Below are 17,806 nucleotides of genomic sequence, written 5' to 3' on the forward strand. Positions count from 1 at the left end.
GTTCTCTGATCTGAGTCTGTGCGCAGCACAAATTGGTTTATAACGCTCCGGTGCGGATATTATTTGCGTGTTTCTACCTGCATTAATTCTTCATTATCCGCCACTATTACATTTTGCGTTTTACGCCGCTGTTTTTTGTTTGGTGCAGGCTGTTCATCGGTCAAATCGATTTTTTCTGGCGGCGTTTCAATCATAACCAGACCGCTTTCTTCCAGATTCGGACTTTTTGTGGCCATCTGCTCAGCGTGTGGCGATGTTTCGGAAATAACGGTGTCCCGGCTCGCCTTTTCAGTCTGGCCAGGCGTATTATCTGTAGATTGTTTTATTTGAGTTGTATCTGTTTCCGATGTGTTATGTGGTTGAACGGGTTCCGGCTCCGTTTTTTCCCTTGCAGTGCGAGAAGAAGATATCGCATCGGCGGCTATTTCCTTGGCAGGATGATCTGATTTCGATGGTGGTGGAATTGCCACGTCATTGCCGGTAGCAATCTGTTCATCGGTTTCCTGTTTTGCGGTTGTCTCTGTTTGGGCACGTGTTGAGCGATCACGTTGCTTGGCGTTGCGGCGCCTGCGTGGACGTTTTTTTTCGTCCGGTTTTGTTGCTAAGTTTTCTGCATCGCTGGTATCAGGAGACGCAGGCATGTCAGCCGAGAGTAATTGTGGCTTTGACTGATCCTGACTCTGTTCCAGTGAGGAAGGATGCTGTTTGATCCGCGTTTTTTGGGTATCATCGCTGGCTGAGTCAATCGTAACGGGTGATTCGTCGGGTAACGTACTGGTGTTGCTGTTCGCTGAGCTCGTGTCACTGTTATTGCTGTGCGATTGTTTTGTTTGTACGTTTGTTTTGCGTTCACCGCGATTGCGCGATCGCCCACGCCCGCGACTGGATCGTTTTGGTTTTTCCGTTTTCTCCTGTGGCGGTGAAACGGTTTGTTCATGAGCGATTGTTTGCTTTTGGTTTTTACTGCTTTCTTCGGCATGAGCTGGTTTAAACCAACTGAAGAATTTGTCCAGCAGTGAAGATTCTCTGGATTTTTCTTCACGGACTGGCGCCGGTTGTGCTGGTGTGACGCCATGAACAGCTGCTTTGGGGCGCTCCTGTTTGGGCTTTTTTTCAGACAGCTCTGGAATCAGGTCTTCAGTTATCTTTTCAACCATTTTATAACTTGCTTGTGTCTCGCTATGTTTCGCATCCTCATGGCGCATGCGGGTAATTTTGTACTTGGGGGTTTCGAGGTGAATATTGGGGATCAGTATGACATCAACCTTTAGGCGATCCTCAATTTCGTAGATCTCCCCGCGTTTTTCGTTCAGCAAATAGGTTGCAACATCAATGGGCAACTGCACATGTAATGCGCTGGTGCGTTCTTTCATTACCTCTTCCTGGATAATCCGCAAAACATGTAATGCTGACGAATCAGTTCCACGGATGTGACCAGTGCCATGACAGCGTGTGCAGGCAGTATAGTTACTCTCGCCCAATGACGGTCGCAATCGCTGCCGGGACAATTCCAAAAGACCAAAACGGGAGATTCTGCCAACCTGCACCCGCGCACGGTCCTGACGCAGTGCTTCATGTAGGCGCGCTTCAACTTCGTGTTGATTGCGCGAAGCATCCATATCAATGAAATCGATGACTATCAGCCCGCCCAAGTCGCGTAAACGTAATTGCCGGGCAATTTCATCTGCTGCTTCTAGATTTGTGTTTAACGCAGTATGTTCTATATCCGCGCCGCGGATTGCACGGGCGGAATTAACGTCGATTGAAACCAGAGCCTCTGTATGGTCAAGCACGATTGATCCGCCTGACGGTAAAGTAACTTGCCGTGAATATGCTGTTTCAATCTGATGCTCGATTTGAAAACGGGAGAACAGGGGCACATCATCATGGTAAAATTTCAAACGATCGACGTTGGCAGGCATTACGTGCGTCATAAACTGACACGCTTGCTCGTAAATCTCCCGGTTATCAATCAGAATTTCACCAATTTCATAATTGAAATAGTCTCGTATTGCACGAATGACAAGGCTGCTTTCCTGATATATGAGAAAAACACCACTTTGGCTATTGGCCGCTTCCTCTATAGCATGCCAGAGCTGTGTCAAATAGTTCAAGTCCCACTGCAATTCTTCTTTGCTGCGTCCGATACCCGCAGTTCGTGCAATGACACTCATGCCGTCAGGAATTTCCAGTTTTCCCAGAACTTCGCGCATTTCATTGCGTTCATCCCCGGTGATTCGCCTGGATACTCCGCCGCTATTAGGGTTGTTGGGTATCAGCACCAGATAACGACCTGCAAGTGATATATAGGTAGTTAACGCAGCGCCTTTCGAGCCACGTTCGTCTTTATCAACCTGAACAATTAATTCAAGGCCTTCATATAGAAAATCCTGAATACGGTTTGTCGCAATATCAGATTGCGCGCCGAAACAATACGGTGAAATTTCCTTTAAAGGCAAAAAGCCGTGACGCTCACAGCCATAATCGACAAACGCCGCTTCAAGACTGGGTTCCATTCGCGTGATGACGGCTTTATAGATATTGCTTTTGCGCTGCTCTTTGCTGATTGATTCAATGTCAAGATCGACAAGCTTCTGACCGTTGACTATCGCAACACGCAATTCCTCGGGTTGTGTTGCATTAAATAACATTCGTCTCATTTATATGCCTAACGTGTATTTACACAATGAAAATTTTCAAAAACATAATTGAGATGACGAGATTTGAGCCGGTTTGGTATTTGTATTTTATAATTTTTATTATGCAATTTTTTTTGTTAAAAAAAGTAATAAGTGTATTGCTAGAGTGCCTAGTCTGCCAAAATCATATTTTTTGTACCTATTATATTATTTATTACAAAAAACTATTGAATTAAATTTGTGAATATCGAAAATATATTCAATACTGTCTTTAAAAGAAGACAGTCTGATTTGGCCGTATAGTCTTTGTTAAGTAAAATATCTGAGGATGTTGGGGAAGAAATAAAAACATGAAGTTTGAAACCAAGTCCAGAAATAACTGGAAAATCCTTTCGTTTCGAATTGGTAATCCCTTCCAGATTAATCGATTTGTTTTTTTTGATCGATTTTTTATCGCTTGCTTAACTTTATTAATTTTAATAAGGTATACACTGCAGTCATTAATCGACAATTATAAGTAAAACACAGCATATAGGCAAAAAAATCTATTGAATGCATCGGTTGTTATTGAAAGCATCGTTGAAGACGGTGACAATCAGCGTATTGATAATTTTTTTTTCAAACGCTTCAAAAATGTACCAAAAAGCCATATTTACCAATTGCTGCGCAGTGGCCAGGTGCGTGTAAACGGTAAACGAGTCAATTTTCATTATCGTTTGCATGCAGGCGACTTATTGCGTATTCCACCTGTACGCACACCCTTGACAAAGCATCCGCAGCAGAGAAAAAAGTATCCGGCCATCTCCATTGCATTTGATATCCTCTTTGAGGACGATGCTTTGCTGGCAATAAATAAACCGTCTGGTATGGCAGTGCATGGCGGCAGCGGCGTCAGTTTCGGCGTTATTGAACAATTGCGTGCGCAAAGGCAGGAATATAAATTTCTTGAACTGGTGCATCGATTGGACAGGGAAACGTCAGGCGTGTTGATGCTGGCAAAAAAACGCAGCGCACTGGTTGAATTGCATCGGCAGATTCGTTCAGGTCAAACAGAAAAACATTATCAGGTTATGGTAAAAGGCAAATGGTCCAACCCAATACAAAATGTGAAATTACCGCTGATTAAATACATGACCACGGAGGGCGAGCGGCGTGTGGCGGTTGCAGCAGCAGCCGGAACCGCAATATCTCATGGTCGTGGCGCGCCTAAGGTGATGGCCGCACATACCTTATTTAAACAGGTTAAGGTATGGCAGAACTTCAGCATGCTGGATGCCGAGCTCAAAACAGGGCGCACGCATCAGATTCGTGTCCATCTGGCGCATCTGGGATATCCTATTGTCGGCGATGACAAATATGGTGATTTTGTTTTGAACAAGCAACTGGCTAGAAATCGGAGGAGTGCAGGGTTGTCGCTGGCCAGAATGTTCTTGCATGCTAGCTGTTTGAGAATAAAGCATCCACTGAGTGGACAAAAATTAGGCCTGAAAGCGCCATTGCCTGCTGATTTACAGACATTCATCACACAGCTTGAATAGACGTATGTTAAAGTAACCATAAGTTGCTATGAAAATGGAATGTGAGCAAATAGGAAAAATTTTGTCCTATGTGATCTCAAAAAATGGTTGCTATGTCATTGCGGATCATTGTGTGCAAAACAGCCCAAACATTGTCGGCAATTTTTTCTTGAGCCAAGACCGAGGGATGGATGCCGTCAGTCTGAAAGAATTCCTGTTTTTCACCAAATCCGGCTAGTAGAAATGGAACTAAGGCTGTTTGATAGCTGTGCGCGAGCTGGCGGTAAATATTCTGAAACTTTTGCGTATAGGCCATGCCATAATTGGGCGGCAGCTGCATTCCAGCTAACAAAACCGATGCATTGTTTTGCTGGCAGATCTTGATAATCGCTTCCAGGTTTTCGTAAATTGTTTTGACGGCCGTGCCGCGCAGACCATCGTTGGCGCCTAACCCTAGGATGACAATATCCGGACGATGCTGTTTGATCGCCTGTTGAATTCGATTGCGACCGCCAAGTGTTGTCTCACCGCTGATGCTGGCGTTTACCATCCGAAAAACCGGAGACAGGGTTTGCAATCGTTGTTCCAGCAGGTGAACCCATCCGGCTTCTGTCGGTATGCCATAATTTGCTGATAGACTGTCTCCGAATACCATAATGGTGGTTGTTTGTTGATCGTTCGATGCCGCTGTACCAGGCGCGACGAAAAAAAAGAATATTAAAATTGCTAGGAAATGTTTCATGGTTGTGCCTAATCTTGTTAAAAAACCTATTTTGTGGACAAATACACTGACTAAACAAGTCAATACCGGCGATGAGAAGTTGACTATTCTAAAAGACATCAATCTCGAAGTGGAAACCGGTGAGGCTGTAGCCATCGTTGGTGCGTCAGGTTCTGGCAAATCAACCCTGCTGGGTTTGCTTGCAGGATTGGATGTGCCGACATCCGGTAAAGTTCATCTGGATGATACCGACATCTTTGCGCTGGATGAAGACAGCCGGGCAGCCCTGCGAGGGAAGATACTGGGTTTTGTGTTTCAGTCGTTTCAATTGCTGCCTGCATTGACAGCAGTGGAAAATGTCATGCTGCCGCTTGAACTTTCCGGCAATCATTCTGCCGATTCGACTGCGCGAAGACTGTTGGAACGTGTCGGTTTGAAATTGCGCTTGTATCACTATCCCAAGCAACTCTCGGGCGGTGAGCAGCAGCGCGTTGCCATCGCGCGCGCTTTTGCCACCGATCCCAAGCTATTACTCGCCGACGAACCGACCGGTAATCTCGATTCTTCTACCGGTAAGCAGATCATCGAATTGATGTTTGAACTCAATCGCGAGCATGGTACAACTCTCGTGCTAGTAACACATGACGAGCAGTTGTCTCAACGCTGCTCGCGCCAAATACGATTGGTTGACGGTATGCTGGCCTAGCGCCCTTTCTATCTGACATTATCTTCAGATCGTTCAACTATATGCCATCTACTAATAAAACATTTCCGATGGTGGTAATTGCTTCGTCGCTGTCCGCAATGTCCACTGCGAGCCATTCGCGTGTGATTTCATCATTGTCGAGCCGTGACAGTTGCTGACTAAATTCGGTTTCGGTTGCAGTTCTCCCAAGTGTCTGACTGTAAAGTGCGCGAATATAATCTGCATCATCCAGGGTGCTAAGATCGGCATGATTCTGGAACCAATTCAATATCACATTGGGATTGACGCCATTTACCAATGCTTCATGTCCCAGTTGCCATTCTTCGATGGTGGCATCGCGGTCAAAAAAAGTCTGGAACAAACGGCCCAGGATGCCTTCCACCTGATTGTGTGCCAGCAAAATATTTTCACCGCTGTCAAATGCGATCATTTCAGCGTTGGTGAGACTTAGCATGGCACCGTCTTCCAGTCGCGTAATTTCAAGTGCATCATCATCAACCAGTTCGATATGCACATCATTGCGTGCGTCCTGCATTCTGAGTACATCGTATCCGCCGCTGCCGTCGGCATTTAATGCGAGCCCCAGCGGTAAATATCCCTGATTATTGCTGTCATCGCCGATGATACTGCGATCAGTATCCAGCTGAATAATATCGGGATTATTGTTTAAACCTGCCAGCAGCTCCTCGGTTGTCATATGCCTGAAGTCGGCAGCCTCCGGCAGTCTAAGAAAAGCTTCGACGATGAGGCCGGCATCAGTACCTGCCCAGTTTTGTATGGCATTGCCTTCTTCTGGCGTCAGATCGCGGCCAAGCCAGGTTTTAACCAGATGGTGCGCAACTGCTTCGTTGCTGGAGTAAGCAATTGCTACGCTGGCGCCGCTCTCAAACCGGATCAATTCAATATCGGTCAGTGTGTCTACGTTGCCATTTCTGTCAGTGAATGTAATATGATTTCCGTTAATGCGCAGTTGGTAATCCGACAATTGACCTGCTTGTGCCGCAGTGTCAAAACCCCATCCGCCATTGAGAGCATCGTTTCCAGTGCCGCCTGACAGATTGTCGTTGCCAGCGCCGCCGAAAACGGTGTCATCGCCGGCATCGCCCGTCGTTTGATCGTCTCCACCCAGGCTGCCGACCGTATCATTACCGCCGCCGCCAAATAAAATGTCGTCTTCTGTTCCCAATACAATATACTGATCTTGCATGTCACCTGCTGCGAAATTTGCGCCTGCGCCGTTGATAACTCGGGCTGCACCGATAATTGCTGCGAACGCCACATTGTCGAGCTGTATGATTGTGCCTGAAGGCATATCCGCGGTGTTAATAATCAAGGCTTGTTTGCCGCCGCCCGGTAAATTTGAGCCGTTAATAATCACGGGCAGGCCGGGATTCTGGCTGCTGCCGGCTGTCAATGTCAATGTTTGCACTGAAACTCGATCAGCTTGAGATAATGACGTAATAAAATTCTGCCCGTGAATTGTCATTTGCGATAATGCATCGTTGTCACTGAGCGTTTCCCGTTCAATGCGCTGGACCAGGTCGCCGATTGCGTTTTGCGTGCTCATGGGTGCTGATCGACCATTTGCAGTCAAACCGACGCCGGTTGGTAAACTGACCGAGAGAGTGGGGTTTCCGCTGTCATCAGTCAAGACGGGAATATCCGCATGTGCGTCGGAAAATGTGTTTGGATCTTCCGTGCGTGCATTGTCAATGACGGGGATCGTTAGAATTCTGGATCCGTCGGCTTCCGTGTGCGTGCTGGTATTGACGCCATCGATGGTTATTGTTGTTACATCGGTGTTGCCGGTGTTGCCGGTGTTGCCGCTACTGCCTCCGCTGTTGTTCCCATTGCTTCCGTTACTACCATTGCTGCTTCCACCACTTCCGCCGCCGGAAGAAGGTGTTGAAATTGTCGCGGTTATACTGTTGCCTATTGCATCGACTGTGTTAACCGCTGCATCGGTACCTGCGATCCAGTCTTCAGCGGCTGCCAGATTGTACGTGGTGACATCATTGGAAACCGTGCCGTTTTTGTTGACTAGCAAATTGATAGCCGTTTTGTCAGTCGCGCTCAGTGTCAGCGTGAAAGTTGTATCGGAGGTAATGTCGACATTGGATGTGTCGGTCAGGGTATACGTTGCGCCACCTTCGCCGGTGACGGTAAATTTATTGGCGACAATGTCGTTGGCTGCACCGGCGGCTTTCAGGAAGTTTGTGCCGGTGACTACGAGTGCGCCTGTACCAGCATTATATGTGGCCGATGTAATCGCGGGTATGGCGACGTTGCTTGCTGTAATGCCGTTTCCTGTGGCGTCGGCCACATTGACGGCTGCATCCGCGCCTGCGGCCCAGTCTTCGGTGGCTGCAAGATTGTAGATAGTGCCGCCGGTCGAAGCTGTACCATTCTTGTTGATAATCTGATTGACGGCTGCTCTGTCGGTTGTGCTCAAGGTCAGCGCAAATGCGGTAGCGGAAGTAATTTCGACATTAGCGGTATCCGTCAAGGTATACGTTTCCGCGCCTTCGCCGGTCAAAGTGAATTTATTGGCGATAATATCGTTGGCCGCGCCGCTGGCGCTTATGAAGTGCATACCGGTTGCGGCTAGAACGCCTGTGCCGGCATCATATGTGGCCGATGTAATGACGGGGACAGGAACGTTAGTGACAGTGATGCCATTGCCGGTCAGATCGGAAGTGTCTCCTGCCGTTATATTGGTATTCCAGTCATCGGCTGCGGCCAGGTTGTAAGTTGTGCCGCCGGTAGAAGAAGTGCCTGTTTTGTTGAGCAGCAGGTTGACGCCAGTCTTGTCGGTTGCACTGAGTGTTACCGTAAATTGTACGATTGAATCACGTTCAACGTCGGACGAATCTGTCAATGTATAAGTCGCGCCACCTTCGCCGTTAAAGGTTAATGTGGAAACGTCAATATCAGTTCCACCGCCATTGGCCTGAATATTGGTGCCGGTAACAACCAGTACGCCGGTTGTGGCATTGTATGTGCTTGAACTGATTTGCGGATTGATGGTGACGGTAACGCCACCTTCGGCATCGTTATCGGTAATGTCGACAGCCGGATCCGCTGCGGCTAACCAGCCGTCTGCGGCTTGAATATCGTAAGTTGTTCCGAATGAAGATGTTGTGCCGAGTTGATCGAATATATTATAAAGTGCCGCCCCATCGGTGTTGCTCGCAAGGATGGAAAACGACGTTGCCGAAGTGATTTCAACATCTGAAGTATCCGTCAAAGTATAGGTTGCATTATTACCGCCAACCAGGGTAAACAGTGAAGCATCAATATCATTGCTGGCACCGGGTTTTTTAAACAGGTTTGAACCATTGACAAACAATGTGTGTGTTGCGGCTTCATATGCAGCGGAGGTAATCGTTGGGGTTTGTACGTTACTGATCGTAATTCCGTTACCAGCGGCATCACTGATATCATTGGATGCCGGAGCACCAGTAATCCAGTTATCTGCTACAGCCAGATTATAGGTTGTTGCTCCCCCCGATGCTGTACCATTCTTATTCAGTAAACCGTGGACATTGAGCTGATCCGTTGCACTTAAGGTCAGTGTTGCCGAAGTGACTGAAGTGATGTCGACATCGTTGGTATCGGTCAGCGTATAGGTGCTTCCATCTTCACCGGTGAATGTGAGTAAAGAAGCGTCAATGTCATTTGTCGCACCGGATTGACTGACAAGATCGGTGCCGGTAATAACCAGCTGTCCTGTGCTGGCGTCATAAGTTGCCGAAGTAATTGTGGGTGCGGAATAGTTGGAGACAGTGATACCATTGCCGGTCGTGTCGGTCACATTGATGGCACTGTCTGCACCTGCCGCCCAGTCTTCCGCAGCCGCTAGATTGTAGGTTGTGCCGCTGGTTGCCGAAGTGGCGCCATTTTTGTTGAGCAGGGCTTCTACATTAGCCAGATCGGCGCCACTTAAAGTCACGGAGAATTCAGTCGCTGAAGTGATTTCCACATCGGAAGCGCTGGTCAGTGTGTAGGTTGAGCCGCCTTCGCCGGTAAAGGTCAGCCTGGAAATATCGATATCGTTGGTTGCCCCCGAATTTTTCAGGAAGCCGGTGCCGGTGACCGTCAGTGTGTTGGTGGAATAGTCGTAAGTTGCACTGGTAATCGTCGGTGCCGCTACATTGCTGACGGTGATGTTATTCCCTGTTCCATCAGCAATATCGGTATTGCCGATGACTGTGTTCCAGTCGTCGGCAGCTGCCAGATTATACGTTGTTCCACTTGTCGAACTGGTGCCATTCTTGTTGATGATCTGATTGATCGCTGCCTTGTCAGTAGCACTCAACGTGAGGGTAAACTGCGTGGCAGAAGTGACTTCGACATTGGAAGTATCCGTCAATGTATAGGTGCTGCTGCCTTCGCCGGTCAAGGTAAATTTGTTGGCGGTGATGTCGTTGGTCGCGCCCACCGCTTTAACCAGATTGGTGCCGGTGACAACCACACTGCCGGTACTGGCGTCGTACGTTGCGCTGGTGATCGTTGGCGTAGCCACGTTGCTGACGGTAATTGCATTGGTTGCATCGGCAATGGTATTGGCGCTGGGTGCGCCTGCCATCCAGTTGTCGGCAGCCGCCAGATTATAAGTAGTGCCGCTGACAGCGCTGGTCGTGCCATTGTTGTTCAGGATGCCATTAACGCTCAAGCGGTCTGTTGCGCTTAGGGTAACTGTTGCGGTTGTGGCCGAAGTGATGTCGACATCGTTGGTATCGGTCAGCGTATAGGTGCTTCCATCTTCACCGGTGAATGTGAGTAAAGAAGCGTCAATGTCATTTGTCGCACCGGATTGACTGACAAGATCGGTGCCGGTAATAACCAGCTGTCCTGTGCTGGCGTCATAAGTTGCCGAAGTAATTGTGGGTGCGGAATAGTTGGAGACAGTGATACCATTGCCGGTCGTGTCGGTCACATTGACGGCACTGTCTGCACCTGCCGCCCAGTCTTCCGCAGCCGCTAGATTGTAGGTTGTGCCGCTGGTTGCCGAAGTGGCGCCATTTTTGTTGAGCAGGGCTTCTACATTAGCCAGATCGGCGCCACTTAAAGTCACGGAGAATTCAGTCGCTGAAGTGATTTCCACATCGGAAGCGCTGGTCAGTGTGTAGGTTGAGCCGCCTTCGCCGGTAAAGGTCAGCCTGGAAATATCGATATCGTTGGTTGCCCCCGAATTTTTCAGGAAGCCGGTGCCGGTGACCGTCAGTGTGTTGGTGGAATAGTCGTAAGTTGCACTGGTAATCGTCGGTGCCGCTACATTGCTGACGGTGATGTTATTCCCTGTTCCATCAGCAATATCGGTATTGCCGATGACTGTGTTCCAGTCGTCGGCAGCTGCCAGATTATACGTTGTTCCACTTGTCGAACTGGCGCCATTCTTGTTGATGACCTGATTGATCGCTGCCTTGTCAGTAGCACTCAACGTGAGGGTAAACTGCGTGGCAGAAGTGACTTCGACATTGGAAGTATCCGTCAATGTATAGGTGCTGCTGTCTTCGCCGGTCAAGGTAAATTTGTTGGCGGTGATGTCGTTGGTCGCGCCCACCGCTTTAACCAGATTGGTGCCGGTGACAACCAGACTGCCGGTACTGGCGTCGTACGTTGCCGAGGTAATGATAGGTGTTTGTATATTGCTGGCCGTGATACTGGCGGTTGAGTCTGCATTACCTGCCTGAGACGGATTCCAGTTTGCAGCGGCAGCAATATTATAGGTTGTTGCATCGACAGATGCAGTGCCATTTTTGTTAAGTAATCCTTCAATGTTGAGTTGATCAGTCGGGTTCAGTGTTACTGTAAACTGGGCGGCTGAATCAATTTCAACATTCGACGAGGTCAGTGTGTAAGTATTGTTACCTTCTCCCGTAAGTGTCAGTTTGGATACGTCAATATCGTTTATTGCGCCGCCGGTTGCGGTCATACCGGTTCCGGTTACCACCAGCGAATTGGTGCTGGCATTGTATGTTGCCGAGGTGATTGTTGGCCCGGTTACAGGGTCCGCAATGACTATGTTATCGATTAATGTATTGACAACGTCCATGTTCGCGCCGTCGACGCCGATCAAACGTATTTCATCCGCATTGTCGAAAATGCTGTCGGTAAACGTTACTGTCTCAGTAGTGATGTCGTCGTTCGGAAAGTTGGCGCCAGCTGGGTTAATAGTCTGACTGCCCAGCAAGGTGGCGTCTCTGTAGGCATAAGCCGTCAAACTGGTATAACTCGAGCTGTTACCGCTTCCAAAATCGATGGACTGAAAGTCTACTTCCCGGCCATCGGTATAGATGACAAGGTATTCGCCATCCGAACCGCCGCCATAAAAAAAATCGTCAAATGCGTCGTCAACTTGTCCGGTTGTGGCGAGTGTCAATGATGCATTTGCCGTCCCAGTTGAATTGACGTTATTGACGATTTTTAAATTGATGGTTCCAAAGTCGGTTGTTGGATGTGTTGCGGTAACAAAGTTTGTAACCGTGTCGCTGGTGAAATCTAGCGTATTTGTGGCAAGCGTGGTGCTGAAAGACTCGAGACTTTCTTCGTGAAACGCAATCTCAGGTACATGGTCGCCGGTGATGATGCCGAGTATCCAGTTCCCGCCCATTTTGTGGCTACCTGTCAAACAGCTTGATGCAGCGATGTTGGTGCCGGTGAGCGATGCCAACTGTTGAATAAAGTATTGACCCGATGTGCCTTGCCCGACATCACAGCCATATATCAAAATATCTGCATTTTGCTTGAGTCCGGTTTGCCAGGAAAACAGGGCTTTCTGGTATGTATGCAGCGTGGCGGAGGAGAGAACACTGTTACCTAATGTTATGCACCCGATGCTGCCATGTGAAACAAGATGGATTGCATCAAGGTCGGAATATTGTTGCAGTGTTTGCGTTATCTGTAGTATGCCATCCTGGTCGCGATTCAAAAAATGTACCGCAATACCCGGTTTAATGGCGTCGATCAATAGCTGAGTTTCATGGATGTCATGATCTATGAAAACAACTTCTGTCGGTTTTGAGATACTGCCCGATTCAGAACAGAATCCGTTGAATTGAGAGTAGTCGATTGTAACATTTTTTGAATGAGCCATTTTAGTTTCTCCATAGAAATTCTTGGCTGTATTACCCATATCTGTGGATGCAAGCTATCTGTTTTTCTGGTGCTTTTTAGGGTTCTGATGATGGGGTCCGTATTGAAGTATGGTGTTCAGAACGTCAATTTTGTCTGTTCGTGCTTAGTTACATACCGCTGAATTAGAACTTCCATTTCAGTTGGTAAATCAATGAATTGACAACCGGCCCGTTTACATAGTTGACCGTTTTTAAGTGTGATTTCGTGCGTGGTTTTGACCTCGATGGCTGTATTGATCCACCCGAATCCAGGTAAATAGATTTGACAATTTTGATAGATCATGCCCGGTTCGAAATTAATAACGGGGTGATGATCAATTACGCCAATACCACCACAACTGAGATCAATCAGCGCGATTTCCGCCTTAAATAAACCTTCTTCTGAAGGTATTGGAATAATACATTTCAAGGGGTCGAGGATGGGGGTGGTAATCCGGTAATTATGCCTTCTTTGCAACCGAATCAACGATTCAGGCAAATTGACCGTAAATACATCACGATTATCCAATCGTGATGAACTGATCTGATTACATTCAAATTCAATTTGAATTCTGTTTTGTGAAGTGATAAAGGTCAAATGACTTGATTTTAGAGCAAGTGCATTAAGTTCCGGCTCAGTGCCATAATCAATCAATAATTCATTTGTTTGTTCGTTTATAGCGAGCATGGAAGTTAATATAAAGTGGTTACTTTGATCGAAATACAATGTGACCAAAGTATTTTTTTGCATGATGTCATGAAGAATACGAATGATGGTTTTTTTTGAACGAATTCTACAGATCTCGCTGTTTTCAGGAGAGCATTCGCTGTCATCGGCACTGCTTGTAGGATCTGTTTTCTGGAATGATTCGACCATTATTAGAGTCTCCGGGCGAGCATGACGCAACGATCAATTCGTATTTGATGCGGTTTTATTTTAACTTTGCTCCAACCGGTAAAGCCAGGCAAGTAATTCAGCTACGGTTACATAGAGCTGCGGTGGTATTCTATCGTCCAGATCCACCTGCATTAACAATGCAATGAGTTCAGTTGATTCGTGCACATAGACGCCGGATTCTTTCGCGCGTTTGATGATTTCCATTGCGATCATCCCACGTCCTTTTGCGACTATTTTAGGCGCATCCTGTCCTTCCCGGTAGGCAATAGCAACAGCTTTAAAATCTGCATCACTTTTGTTCATGACGATCAATTTTAAGTGATTGCATAGTAAGATCTTTTTCTAGCAAGCTTTGTTTGAGTGGCGTTTGATTAATTTTAAGCAATAAAGCCGTACTATTGTCTGCAGCGTTTACGGAAATATGTAAATCATTAAAATTAAGTGAAAGTGTTACAACAATTTTTCCCAATTTTGGCAAGGTCAGTGTGAGTTTTGTACTCCACCGGGATGTTGCCCTGTCGGTTTCATTGCTTTTCGAAGTATTATCTCCATAAATATCCCATTGAACGCGTTGTCCGTTCCATATTTCTCCATTCCAGACGATATGATTTGTTTCTAAAGCCATCAATTGTTGTTGAACAAGCGATACACTTTGTGCGTTAGTGGGCACTGCCGAAGGCATTGTGCTGGCTATTGGAGATGCCGCGTTCACTAATTTATTCTGTGGTTCCTGCTTTATTTCTTCAAGCGTATTTTTACCGTTAATCCATTTTGCTAAATGGGATTCATAGAATAAACCACTTTGTCGAATTGTTTTTTGCAATAAAAGCGGGAATTGCGGGCTATTTAAAGACGTTTGAGTAAGTATTGAATTCGTACTGACAGTTGAGTTGGAAACGTTGGTTTTGCTTGTTTCGTGGATAATGCTGTTAAGCAATCGCCCAGTTGTACTGATTACGGTACTTTCTTTTGTTGTGTTGGATGTGTTTTCGTAGCGTAGGGCAAATTTGAGTCTGGGAAGGTGCGTTAGAAATGTTAGCTCTATTTTGTCGCCTGGTTGAGTTGTATGCGGCAGATGCATTTGCAGCAATCTGCCAGAAAGCAGTACATTAAAGTTATCATTGGATAAGCGCCCATCTACAATTGCTTGGTATTTCTGACCTTGAACAAAATGATTGGCGTCAGTATTGTAATCAACCGCCGTGGCAATTTGAGAAACAGGCGCTATCGGTTTGACGGGTGTAACTGCCTTTAGAGGCGTTTCTTGTGTAATCTTATCAGTTTTTATAGTTGCTGGAATCATGATTGATAAGTTCAAATTTTTACAGCTTTTATGCACTATAAAAACAAAATGCAAATTCATTCAGAATTAATAAATATTGCTCGATACATAGGCTTGCTGTAAATTGCGTTTGCGTTCGTTCGTACAAAGAATGTCCTGTAGCTTTTTCATCCATGGTTCAGTAATTGACCTGATTTTCGCATCGTCATCAAGCACTTGATGAATAATTTCAATTTTCCTTTGTTGCAATTCGTGACTTAAGGAAATTTTTGCTTCATTGCGAATAAGTTCATCCGTTAACTGCCTGCATTTTTGCTCAAGCTGGACCAGGTTGTCCCATTCACCGTTTTGTGCTGTGATCACCATTTTATTGGTAACGGCCTTGATGTCTTCGTATAAATCAATCAGTTGTTTGCTATCCATATGTTCGGAGCCTTTGTTTTTGTGTGTATATCGATCTTTTATTTCGCTACGAATAATTTGCGGTATTTTCGATGGCTTTCCATGCGCCGTATAGTTCATTTAATAATCCATTGACTTCATCAATAATTTCAATGTCATTTTTAAGGTTTGCACTTAACAGGCGATTGGTCATATAGTCATACAGCGCTTGCAGATGTTGTGCCAATTCTCCTCCCGCATTAATATCAAGACTGGCTTTTAAACCATGATCAATAATCATGATGGCTTTAGAAAGCATTTCCCCTTTTTGGGCAATTTCATTGTGCCTGATATGTATTTTGGCTTTAGCAAGCGCTTCTTGCGCACCTTCAAACAACATCAAAATGAGTTTGTGTGGATCGGCTGACTCTACCCCCGTTTCAACACCAACCCGCTGGTATGCGGAAATGGGGCTAGTTGTGGTTGCATACATTAAGTACTCCTTTAGATAAATGGCAACAAACTAAATATTTTTACAGACAGCAGAAAAATTAATTGCTATCTATAGTTGGCAGCCTGGATAACTGCTGTTGTAAAAAGGTACTGGTTTGAGTCATGCTGGCAATCATGGTATCAAGTGCAGAGAACTGTGCACGAATACGCTTCTCAACATCGTCAAGCCTTCGAATCAGTGATTCCCGTTGATCGTTAATATCGTCAATTTTTGCATTGATCCCTTCAATCCGGTTGTCAATAAGTTTGCCGTCTAACATTTTATTGATGACTTGATCGAGTTTTGCTGCAAATCCATGGGCAAAATCAATAGCTCCGCGTGATCCTGTGCTGCCGCCTGTGATCTGGAGTGCCAGCCCCTCGCTATCACCTGTTCCGGTAAGGGTTTGTCCCGAGCCGGTGGCGCTAGCGCCATTAATCGTACCTGCCACGTCTAGACCAGCTGTTTCAACAGCGGTTCCAAATAAATCCAGTTCGCCGTTTCCGCCCGTGATTTCAATAGATGAAGATGAGCCATACTGATCAGAAGTAATTGTCAAAGTACCTGCCGATTGTGTGACATTAACGCTAATATTGTTAGTTTCAAAAACTGACTCCCCATTGATTTTTGACTGTATTTCAGCTGCAAGAGAGTCTGCATTATAAGTCCCTGCTGCAAGGATTATGCTGGCACTTGTACCATTGATTGTGAAATCGAGTGTGTCATTTACTCCGGCATTAATTGTGAGTGCCGCTGGAATGGAACCGGTTGCGGCGCCTTGTGTTGCGAGCTGGCTGATATCCAGTTGGTAGTTCCCGCCGGCTGTATCAGATGTGGCGCTTACAAAGGAAACCAGACTGTCACTGGGTTTGCCAACGGACGCAAACAAGGTCGATATATCTTTGCTCGTATCGTTAATAACATTGCTTAATTTACTGGCATCCAGTTTAAGGGAACCATCTTCCTGAAATGAAACACCAATCTCGGCCAAAATACTTAGTCCGCCTCCTGCAGTTTTTAAAGGCTCAGATAATGCGTTGCGTAGTTGATTCTGAAGCGCTCTTACAGTGAAATCGCCTGTTAGAATGGAGGCTTGCTTTGTTTCCGCATTGTATTTTGATAAATCTGTAATTGTCTGATTAAGCTCATTGAAGGAATTTACAAAGTTCGATACGGCCTTTTCGATACCGGCAGTGTTCCTGGTGATGTTCAACGTTGCAGTCGTACCGATTTCATCTTTCAGCAGATTAAATGTTACACCTTCAATGGCGTCCGTAATTGTGTTGGAAGCTTTGCTGATTGAAATTCCATCAATCACCATTTCTGCGTTACCTGCCGCAACCGTCTCTGTTAAATTGGATACGCCGCTGGCAGATGCGTCGTAAGCAAGTTGTGATAGGCCTAGATTGTCTGTGTTATTGCCGTCATCATCTGTTACAGTAATTTTAAGCGCATTGCTAAGTCCTGTATCTTTTGATGCAATTACCAGCCTGTCTCCCGAGCCGTCATTGATAATGCTTGCTGAAATTCCTGCGTCTGCTTTATTAATAGCATCACGAATGCCTGCAAGGGATGAATCGGTAGGGGAGACCGTTATGGCTTGCGCTGCTTTTTCCGGGTTTAACGTAAAGGTGCCGCCATTATAGGTACCAAACTGTATGGTCAACGTTCCACTGCCTAAAGTGGAACTTGATGAAGCAAAATTGCCGGACTTCAGTTTTTGTGATTGCGCCAAAGATTGAATCTCAACATCATAACTTCCTGTAGTGGCGGAAGAGTTTGCGCTGACACTAGCTAGTGACGTGTCGGATAAAGCCGCAGAATTAGCAGAAAATTTTTCCGGGCTGGTTAGTGAAGCTAGACTGCTTTGAAAGGATGATAGTGCGCCTTTTAGTGTACCGAACGCAGTCAGCTGTGTTTGTTGCCGGGCTTCTTTAGTATCCAGTGCTAAAAGTGGTCGACGTTCTACGGACATTAATTGACTGACAATCCCGTTGACATCTAGTCCAGAACCTATACCCGGTGTTGATAGCATTTTTTGCCTCTATTCG

Annotated in this window: 11 protein-coding genes; 2 read left to right on the forward strand and 9 right to left on the reverse strand. The window is 46.2% G+C overall.

Annotated features, from left to right (window positions below):
• Positions 1–59: 59 nt before the first annotated feature.
• The gene (locus BMY60_RS06900; RefSeq protein WP_090332425.1) at positions 60–2,660 is read right to left on the reverse strand and encodes an Rne/Rng family ribonuclease; all 2,601 of its coding nucleotides are present in this window, start codon (positions 2,658–2,660) and stop codon (positions 60–62) included.
• Between the two features lie 527 nt (positions 2,661–3,187).
• Here BMY60_RS06900 and BMY60_RS06905 point away from each other — a divergent pair.
• Positions 3,188–4,177: an RluA family pseudouridine synthase gene (locus BMY60_RS06905; RefSeq protein WP_090332426.1), complete on the forward strand. Its 990-nt coding sequence runs from the start codon at positions 3,188–3,190 to the stop codon at positions 4,175–4,177.
• Positions 4,178–4,253: 76 nt separating this feature from the next.
• On the opposite strand, the gene BMY60_RS06910 is transcribed toward BMY60_RS06905, so the two are convergent.
• Positions 4,254–4,898, reverse strand: coding sequence for an arylesterase (locus BMY60_RS06910; protein WP_090332428.1), 645 nt, complete (start codon positions 4,896–4,898; stop codon positions 4,254–4,256).
• On the opposite strand from BMY60_RS06910, the gene BMY60_RS06915 reads away from it, so the two are divergent.
• Positions 4,897–5,583, forward strand: a complete 687-nt coding sequence (locus BMY60_RS06915) for an ABC transporter ATP-binding protein (protein ID WP_090332430.1) — start codon at positions 4,897–4,899, stop codon at positions 5,581–5,583. The genes BMY60_RS06910 and BMY60_RS06915 overlap by 2 nt on opposite strands.
• A 37-nt stretch (positions 5,584–5,620) precedes the next feature.
• Here the strand turns inward: BMY60_RS06915 and BMY60_RS06920 are convergent, their stop codons facing one another.
• The 7 genes from BMY60_RS06920 to fliD form a co-directional block, all read right to left on the reverse strand.
• Entirely contained in the window at positions 5,621–12,682 is a 7,062-nt protein-coding gene (locus BMY60_RS06920; protein ID WP_256250739.1) for a DUF4347 domain-containing protein, read from the reverse strand.
• A 116-nt stretch (positions 12,683–12,798) separates the two neighbouring features.
• Positions 12,799–13,578, reverse strand: coding sequence for a flagellar brake protein (locus BMY60_RS06925; protein WP_090332432.1), 780 nt, complete (start codon positions 13,576–13,578; stop codon positions 12,799–12,801).
• A 60-nt stretch (positions 13,579–13,638) separates the two neighbouring features.
• Positions 13,639–13,902, reverse strand: coding sequence for an EscU/YscU/HrcU family type III secretion system export apparatus switch protein (locus BMY60_RS06930; protein ID WP_090332433.1), 264 nt, complete (start codon positions 13,900–13,902; stop codon positions 13,639–13,641).
• A complete protein-coding gene (locus tag BMY60_RS06935) occupies positions 13,889–14,962 on the reverse strand; it encodes a flagellar hook-length control protein FliK (protein ID WP_090332435.1) in 1,074 nt (357 codons plus the stop codon). The genes BMY60_RS06930 and BMY60_RS06935 overlap by 14 nt, the downstream gene beginning before the upstream one ends.
• Before the next feature lie 6 nt (positions 14,963–14,968).
• Complete coding sequence (locus tag BMY60_RS06940; RefSeq protein ID WP_090332436.1) at positions 14,969–15,304, reverse strand: flagellar protein FliT; 336 nt, start codon at positions 15,302–15,304, stop codon at positions 14,969–14,971.
• Positions 15,305–15,350: 46 nt separating this feature from the next.
• A complete protein-coding gene (gene fliS / locus BMY60_RS06945; RefSeq protein WP_090332438.1) occupies positions 15,351–15,755 on the reverse strand; it encodes a flagellar export chaperone FliS in 405 nt (134 codons plus the stop codon).
• 58 nt (positions 15,756–15,813) lie between these two features.
• On the reverse strand, positions 15,814–17,790 hold the full coding sequence (gene fliD, locus BMY60_RS06950; RefSeq protein WP_090332441.1) for a flagellar filament capping protein FliD: 1,977 nt from the start codon (positions 17,788–17,790) through the stop codon (positions 15,814–15,816).
• Between the last annotated feature and the right edge of the window lie 16 nt (positions 17,791–17,806).

The sequence above is a fragment of the Nitrosomonas sp. Nm51 genome (genome assembly GCF_900111165.1).
GTDB lineage: Bacteria > Pseudomonadota > Gammaproteobacteria > Burkholderiales > Nitrosomonadaceae > Nitrosomonas.

Bases quoted from the DNA above. Each gene is read 5' to 3' on its own strand.
- BMY60_RS06940 (WP_090332436.1), bottom strand. From the start codon at position 15,304: ATGGATAGCAAACAACTGATTGATTTATACGAAGACATCAAGGCCGTT.
- BMY60_RS06920 (WP_256250739.1), bottom strand. From the start codon at position 12,682: ATGGCTCATTCAAAAAATGTTACAATCGACTACTCTCAATTCAACGGA.
- BMY60_RS06915 (WP_090332430.1), top strand. From the start codon at position 4,897: ATGGTTGTGCCTAATCTTGTTAAAAAACCTATTTTGTGGACAAATACA.
- BMY60_RS06930 (WP_090332433.1), bottom strand. From the start codon at position 13,902: ATGAACAAAAGTGATGCAGATTTTAAAGCTGTTGCTATTGCCTACCGG.
- BMY60_RS06910 (WP_090332428.1), bottom strand. From the start codon at position 4,898: ATGAAACATTTCCTAGCAATTTTAATATTCTTTTTTTTCGTCGCGCCT.
- BMY60_RS06925 (WP_090332432.1), bottom strand. From the start codon at position 13,578: ATGGTCGAATCATTCCAGAAAACAGATCCTACAAGCAGTGCCGATGAC.
- BMY60_RS06900 (WP_090332425.1), bottom strand. From the start codon at position 2,660: ATGAGACGAATGTTATTTAATGCAACACAACCCGAGGAATTGCGTGTT.
- fliD (WP_090332441.1), bottom strand. From the start codon at position 17,790: ATGCTATCAACACCGGGTATAGGTTCTGGACTAGATGTCAACGGGATT.
- BMY60_RS06935 (WP_090332435.1), bottom strand. From the start codon at position 14,962: ATGAATTTGCATTTTGTTTTTATAGTGCATAAAAGCTGTAAAAATTTG.
- fliS (WP_090332438.1), bottom strand. From the start codon at position 15,755: ATGTATGCAACCACAACTAGCCCCATTTCCGCATACCAGCGGGTTGGT.